Here is a 6,691-nt window from a genome sequence, read left to right as displayed (position 1 = left end):
TTGCGCTTGGCGAAGCCGGTCAGCTCGTAGTACTTCAATCGGTTCTTGACCGGTCCGGCGTCGTGATAGTCGAACGTTTCGGTGACTCGGGTCTTGGTGGGCGTGATCGGCGCGAACTCCCATCGCCAGCGGTGGCCGACTGGGTGGCGCCATTCGATAAGCCGGTCGGGTTCGAAAGCGGTAACGGTGCTGGTGATGCGATAGGGCATCCCGAACATCTTCATCTTGGTGGAAAACCGCGCGCCGGGTTCGAGTCGCTCGGGTCCGCGGATGTTCGCTCCTACCGTGCCCGAACCGTCGAGCTCATGGTGGCGGCGCGGGTCGGCGACAATCGCGAACAACTCGCGGGCTGGCGCAGCGACCTCGACCGAGCGGCTTACCTGCTGAGGTCCGGCGTCGACTGTGGTGACGGTCATGGCTTGAGGCTAGTCCTGGGCATGGCGTTCTTGATCCCATCGTTCAAGACGCGCCTGCAGGTCCACCAGGCCAAGGCCCGCCACCGGGACGCCAACCGACAGGCAGGCCGCCAGTAAGGAACTCATCTCGACCTCCTCGACTCCTATTGGTGAGACGGTCGGGCAGCCCAGGAGGTTCAATGCTTGTTGCCCAGCATCCGCCACAGGAACGAGAAGCTCAGCGCCGCTTTGAATGCGGTCTGCGCGTTGTCGGCAGCGCCGGCGTGTCCGCCCTCGATGTTCTCGTAATACCACACCCGTTGACCGACGGCCTCCAGCGCGGCGGTCATCTTGCGGGCATGCCCGGGATGCACCCGGTCGTCGCGCGTCGACGTGGTGATCAACACCGGCGGATAGCGCACGTCGGCCGAGACATGCTGGTACGGCGAGTACTTCGAGATGAACTCCCAGTCGGCGGGATCGTCGGGGTCGCCGTATTCGGCCACCCATGATGCGCCGGCCAACAGCAGATGGAACCGGCGCATGTCCAGCAGCGGCACCTGGCACACCAGCGCGCCGAACAGCTGCGGGTACTGGGTGAGCATGATGCCCATCAGCAGCCCGCCGTTGCTGCCGCCTTGGGCACCGAGCTGCTCGACGGTAGTGATGCCGCGGTCCACCAAATCGGTTGCCACTGCCGCGAAGTCCTCGGCCACCAGATGCCGGCCCTCCCGCATCGCCTGGGTGTGCCAGCGCGGCCCGTACTCGCCGCCGCCGCGGATGTTGGCCAGCACGTAGGTGCCGCCGCGCGCCAGCCACAGCCGGCCCAGCACGCCGTCGTACCCGGGAGTGCGCGCCACCTCGAAGCCGCCGTAGCCGGAAAGCAGCGTCGGCCCACAAGCATCACGGGGACGCACGACGAAGTAGGGGATCGACGTGCCATCCTTCGACGCGACGAAATGCTGTGTGACGTCAAGCCCCTCGGCGTCGAAGAAGGCGGGCCCGGACTTGATTTCCTGCAGCGCCCCGTCGGCGGTGCCTCGCAGCAGACGTGACGGGGTGTCGAATCCGCTGGAGTCCAGGAAGAATTCGTCGCCGGTGTCGTCGGTGGCGGCGATCACCGTGTTCGCGGCGGCGGGCAGGCCCGGCACTGGCGCGCGCTGCCAGCTGCCTGGTGTGACGGCTTCGACCCGGCTGGCCACGTCGGCCAGCGTGACCACGAAAAGCCGGTCGCGGGTCCACGCGTACTGATACAGGCAGGTGTGCTCGTCGGGCTCGAACACCACCTGCAACGGCGCTGTCCCGGCGAGAAACTCCTTGTAGTCAGCGGCCAGCAGCGAGCCCGCGGCATACGAACCGCTGCCGGTGAACCAGTCGGTGCGCAGCTCGATCAACAACCACTGCCGGTGCACCGAGACCGTCGCGTCGGTCGGCGCGTCGATACGGATCAGCTCGTCACCGCGCAACTCGTAGACCTCGTCGTTGAAGAAGTCGATGGCCCGCCGCAGCATGGTGCGCTCGAAACCGGGCGTGCGGTCGACCGAGGCCGCCACGAGAACGTCACTACGCGATGCTTCGAAGAGCGTCTGCGCCTCCGCCAGCGGTTCGCCACGCCGCCACCGCTTGACCACCCGCGGATAACCGGATTCGGTCAGCGAGCCTTCGCCGAAGTCGGTGCCCAGCAAAACCGTATCCGGATCAGCCCAGCTGATGTAGGTCTTGGCTTCCGGAAGCACAAACCCGTCGGAAACGAATTCTCGTGTCTCCATGTCGAATTCGCGAACTACTGCCGCGTCCGACCCGCCGCGGGACAGCCCGATCAGCGCCCGGGTGTAGTCGGGTTCGATGACGGTGGCGCCGGCCCACACCCAGTTTTCGTCGTCGAAGCGGCCGAGCTCGTCGACGTCGATCAGCACATCCCAGTCCGGGTTGTCTGCGCGGTAGCTCTCCAGCGTGGTGCGCCGCCACAGCCCGCGCGGGTTGGCGGCGTCGCGCCAGAAGTTGTAGAGGAACTCGCCGCGGCGACGCACATAAGGGATGCGGGCGTCGGTGTCGAGCACCTCGAGCGCCTCGGCGCGCATTCGCTCGAAATCTGGGCCGCCGAACTCGGCCGCGGTCGGTTCATTGTGGGCGCGCACCCAGTTCAGTGCGTCATCGCCGGTGATGTCCTCAAGCCACAGATACGGATCGTCGGTCATGACCGCCATTCTGGCCGCGGACCCCGTACCGTCATGCAGCGCTGGTGACGACGGCCAGCCAGGGGAGTTCAAGCGCGCCGTCAGTTTCAAACGGCGCCAGTGACGGGTCGAGGGTGGAGCGGATGGCGTTGACCTGCTCGCCATCGAGGGAATCGACCAGCTCTGCCACGGGTCCTGCGACGGCGGTGATGTGGGTCCAGTAGTCGTCGGGGCCGTCGAAAACCATTGTGCCGGTAAGCTCCTCGACGGTGATGTCGGTGAAACCGCCGCCGGCTAGGAGTGCTCGGTTGCTTTCCGAAGTGGCGAGGGAGAAGATGCCTCCCGGTGCGAACGGGTCGCCGGGTGGTGTGACGCCGTTCTGCAGCAGCGCCACGATGATCTGGAAGATCCACGGGTTGTGCTCGGGCAGTCCCCACGTCGCGTAAGCGCACCGGCCGCCCTGCCTCAGCACACGCCGGATCTCGGCGATCGCACGCTGCTGCGCGGGCACGAGCATCATCCCGAACCGCGACAGAACGCCGTCCACGCAGTCGTCGGGCAAGTCGATCTGCGTCGCGTCAAGGACGCGGCACTCGACGTTGTCCAAGCCCCGCTCGCCGGCTCGGCGACGAGCCGCCTCCACCATCGCGGGGACGAAATCGCTGCTGATCAGGCGGCCGGTCGACCCGAGTCGGGGCGCGGCGAGGAAGCCGGTCTCGCCCGGACCCGCCGTGAGCTCGAGCACCGTCTGGCCCGGCTGGGGATCGACCTGGTCGACGAGCCACTCTGACACCGAGCGCACGTCTTTGAAGAGGCGCTCGCTGTCTCTGTCCCACGCCGATGCGACCGCGCTCCACTGCCGCAGGGATTCCTCGGCCGTGTTGACCTCAGGCATCGCACCACCTCCAATTCCGTGGCCTACGAGGCTGACTGTACGGCCGGGCGCAGCGGTACTGTGAGTTTTGTCACGCAAAGATGAGGAGCTGATTCAATGACCGCCTATGCACGTCCTGGCTCCGCCGGGGCGCTGATGTCCTATGAATCCCGCTACGGCAACTTCATCGGCGGCGAGTGGTTGCCTCCTGTGCACGGCCGCTACTTCGACAACCCGACGCCGGTCACCGGCCAGCCATTCTGCGAGGTGCCGCGCTCCGACGACGCCGACATCGACAAGGCGCTCGACGCCGCCCACGCCGCGGCACCAAAATGGGGCAAGACCGCCCCGGCCGAGCGGGCGGCGATCCTCAACAAGATCGCCGATCGCATCGATGCCAACCGCGAGGCGCTCGCGCTGGCCGAAGTGTGGGACAACGGCAAGCCGATCCGCGAAGCGCTGGCCGCCGACATCCCTTTGGCCGCCGACCATTTCCGGTATTTCGCCGCCGCGATCCGGGCCCAGGAGGGCACGCTCAGCCAAATCGATGAGGACACCGTCGCGTACCACTTCCACGAGCCGCTCGGAGTGGTCGGGCAGATCATCCCGTGGAACTTCCCGATCTTGATGGCCACCTGGAAGCTGGCGCCCGCACTGGCCGCCGGCAATGCGGCGGTGCTCAAGCCTGCCGAGCAGACCCCGGCATCGGTGCTCTACCTGATCGGTTTGATCGCCGACCTGCTGCCGCCCGGAGTTGTCAACGTGGTCAACGGGTTCGGCGCCGAGGCCGGCAAGCCGCTGGCATCGTCCAACCGGATCGCCAAGGTCGCGTTCACCGGGGAGACCACCACAGGTCGGCTGATCATGCAGTACGCCAGCCAGAACCTCATCCCGGTCACGCTGGAGCTCGGCGGCAAAAGCCCGAACATCTTCTTCTCCGACGTGATGGCTGCCCATGACGATTTCCAGGACAAGGCGCTGGAAGGCTTCACCATGTTCGCCCTCAACCAGGGCGAGGTGTGCACGTGCCCGTCGCGCAGCCTGATTCAGGCCGACATCTACGACGAGTTCCTGGAACTGGCCGCGATCCGAACCAAGGCCGTCCGGCAGGGCGACCCACTGGACACCGAGACGATGCTGGGCTCACAGGCCTCCAACGACCAGCTGGAAAAGGTGTTGTCCTACATCGAGGTCGGCAAAAGCGAGGGCGCCAAGCTCGTCACGGGCGGCGAGCGCGCCGAACTCGGCGGCGACCTCTCCGGCGGCTACTACGTGCAGCCCACGATCTTCACCGGCCACAACAAGATGCGGATCTTCCAGGAAGAGATCTTCGGGCCCGTCGTCGCGGTGACATCGTTCAAGGACTACGACGACGCGATCTCAATCGCCAACGACACCCTCTACGGGCTCGGTGCCGGAGTGTGGAGCCGCGAGAGCAACATCGCCTACCGGGCCGGCCGCGACATCCAGGCCGGCCGGGTATGGGTGAACTGCTACCACGTCTACCCCGCGCACGCCGCGTTCGGCGGCTACAAGCAATCGGGCATCGGCCGGGAGAACCACAAGATGATGCTCGACCACTACCAGCAGACCAAGAACCTGATGGTGTCCTACTCCGAGAAGGCGCAAGGGTTCTTCTGATCCGCGCCGGCGACGATGCAGAGCGTAGCGATGAGGAGGAGCGGCGCCGTGGGACCGCCGCCCCGGGTGGTGATCACCGCGGCTGCCGCCAAACTGCTCGAACAGCTGATGGACCGCCACGGCCCGGTGATGTTCCACCAGTCCGGCGGCTGCTGCGACGGCTCGTCGCCGATGTGCTACCCGCAAGGCGACTTCCTGGTCGGCGACCGCGACGTGCTGCTCGGTGTGCTCGACGTCGGCGATGGTGTGCCGGTGTGGATTTCCGGGCCGCAGTTCGCGACGTGGAAGCACACCCAGCTCGTCATCGACGTGGTGCCGGGCCGCGGCGGCGGGTTCAGCCTGGAAGCACCAGAGGGAATGCGGTTTTTGTCCCGCGGCCGCGCGTTCAGCAACACGGAGAACGCGTCGCTGGACGCCGCGCCGGTGATCAGCGGCGCCGACTACGAGCGCGGTGAGCGCCCGCCGTCGCGTGGCCCGGTTGTCGCGGAAGCCGCCGATGCATGTTCGGTACCCGCAAGGCGCGCCGGGCAGGTGCCCGGCTAGCCGAAATCTCCGCAGTAAGGTCGTAAGGCGTGATTCCGCTTCCGCGCGCCTGGATGTTGGCGAGCGCGATGCTGGTCGGCATTGCCGTCGGGGTACTGGCAGGAGCAGCGGCCACGGTGTGGATCGATGCCCGGGTCCGGCCGGACGTCGTAATCGCGCTGGCGGTCGGAGTGCCCAGTGTTGTTGGGCTGTTGGCGATCATGCTGGCCAGGCATCGCTGGGTGACGGCACTCGGCGCGTTCATTCTGGCAGTGGCACCGGGGTGGTTTGGTCTGCTCGTTGCGATGCGGGTGGTATCTGGTGGCTGACGACGAAACACAGCCCAAGACCGAGCCGTACACGCCCACCTTCGACACCGGCGCGTTTTCGCAGCCGCTGAAATCCCCCGCTGAGCCCGAGGCGACCAACAGCGGTCGACACGTGGCGCACACCGATGCGGCGTCGGTAACCGGCTCGCAGGCCGCGGCGACGACGGGTGACGCCCCGCCGCTGGAACCGATTCCGGTGCCGGCGATTTCGACGCCCTCCGAACCGATCCCGGTGCCGGCGCAGCCGGTCGCCGTGCCCGGGCGGTACTACTTCCTGAAGTGGTGGAAGCTCGTCCTTGTAATCGCCGCAGTGTGGGTTGTCGCGGCACCCATCGGCTTGGGCTTGTTCTACTGGTGGTACCACTCGATCGACAAGACGCCGGCAGTCTTCGTGGTTCTCGTCTACGTCGTGGTGTGCACGGTCGGCGGATTGATGCTGGCGATGGTGCAGGACAGGCCGCTGCTGGCGGCGTTGGCTATCGCGGTGATGTCGGCACTGTTCGCCTCGGTTGCTGCGGCGGCACCGCTGTACGGCTACTACTACTGCCAGCGCATGCCGCACTGCCTGGTCGGGATCATCCCGTACTAGCCGCGACGCCGGGTTTCACCCGCCAGACAGACACTACGGCTGCGATTCGGGTCGAGATCACGACCTTGGCTGCTGGCTGGCGGTCCCCGTACGCCGCGCTTGCGATCGCCACTGGGTCGGATTGTGGCGACCCGCTGCGCCCGGCTCCGCCGCGCTTGCGATCG

General features: G+C 66.7%; 7 protein-coding genes. 4 read left to right on the top strand and 3 right to left on the bottom strand.

Annotated features, from left to right (window positions below; all coding sequences use genetic code 11):
- The 3 genes from VFA16_RS16570 to VFA16_RS16560 form a co-directional block, all read right to left on the bottom strand.
- A partial coding sequence (locus VFA16_RS16570) for an SRPBCC family protein (protein ID WP_324968866.1) occupies positions 1 to 416 on the bottom strand: 416 nt, incomplete at its 3' end.
- Positions 417 to 592: 176 nt separating this feature from the next.
- Positions 593 to 2,602 carry a prolyl oligopeptidase family protein gene (locus VFA16_RS16565; RefSeq protein ID WP_324968865.1) on the bottom strand — a complete coding sequence of 670 codons (2,010 nt, stop codon included), beginning with the start codon at positions 2,600 to 2,602 and terminating at the stop codon, positions 593 to 595.
- Positions 2,603 to 2,624: 22 nt separating this feature from the next.
- Positions 2,625 to 3,467, bottom strand: coding sequence for a class I SAM-dependent methyltransferase (locus tag VFA16_RS16560; RefSeq protein ID WP_324968864.1), 843 nt, complete (start codon positions 3,465 to 3,467; stop codon positions 2,625 to 2,627).
- A gap of 96 nt (positions 3,468 to 3,563) precedes the next feature.
- Here VFA16_RS16560 and VFA16_RS16555 point away from each other — a divergent pair, with 96 nt between their 5' ends.
- Genes VFA16_RS16555 through VFA16_RS16540 form a run of 4 tightly spaced genes read left to right on the top strand, consistent with a single transcriptional unit; the run spans position 3,564 to position 6,527 of the window.
- Entirely contained in the window at positions 3,564 to 5,087 is a 1,524-nt protein-coding gene (locus tag VFA16_RS16555; RefSeq protein WP_324968863.1) for an aldehyde dehydrogenase family protein, read from the top strand.
- A 30-nt stretch (positions 5,088 to 5,117) separates the two neighbouring features.
- Positions 5,118 to 5,630, top strand: coding sequence for a DUF779 domain-containing protein (locus VFA16_RS16550; RefSeq protein ID WP_414687744.1), 513 nt, complete (start codon positions 5,118 to 5,120; stop codon positions 5,628 to 5,630).
- A 29-nt stretch (positions 5,631 to 5,659) separates the two neighbouring features.
- On the top strand, positions 5,660 to 5,938 hold the full coding sequence (locus tag VFA16_RS16545; RefSeq protein WP_324968861.1) for a putative holin: 279 nt from the start codon (positions 5,660 to 5,662) through the stop codon (positions 5,936 to 5,938).
- Positions 5,931 to 6,527, top strand: a complete 597-nt coding sequence (locus VFA16_RS16540) for a hypothetical protein (protein WP_324968860.1) — start codon at positions 5,931 to 5,933, stop codon at positions 6,525 to 6,527. Before VFA16_RS16545 ends, VFA16_RS16540 begins: the two co-directional genes overlap by 8 nt.
- Positions 6,528 to 6,691 lie beyond the last annotated feature (164 nt).

This window comes from Mycobacterium sp. (assembly GCF_035653355.1).
GTDB lineage: Bacteria > Actinomycetota > Actinomycetes > Mycobacteriales > Mycobacteriaceae > Mycobacterium.
This window is presented reverse-complemented; position numbering and strand designations above follow the sequence as displayed.

Coding starts and splice junctions, on each gene's coding strand:
- VFA16_RS16565 (WP_324968865.1), bottom strand. CDS start 2,602: ATGGCGGTCATGACCGACGATCCGTATCTGTGGCTTGAGGACATCACC.
- VFA16_RS16560 (WP_324968864.1), bottom strand. CDS start 3,467: ATGCCTGAGGTCAACACGGCCGAGGAATCCCTGCGGCAGTGGAGCGCG.
- VFA16_RS16555 (WP_324968863.1), top strand. CDS start 3,564: ATGACCGCCTATGCACGTCCTGGCTCCGCCGGGGCGCTGATGTCCTAT.
- VFA16_RS16550 (WP_414687744.1), top strand. CDS start 5,118: ATGAGGAGGAGCGGCGCCGTGGGACCGCCGCCCCGGGTGGTGATCACC.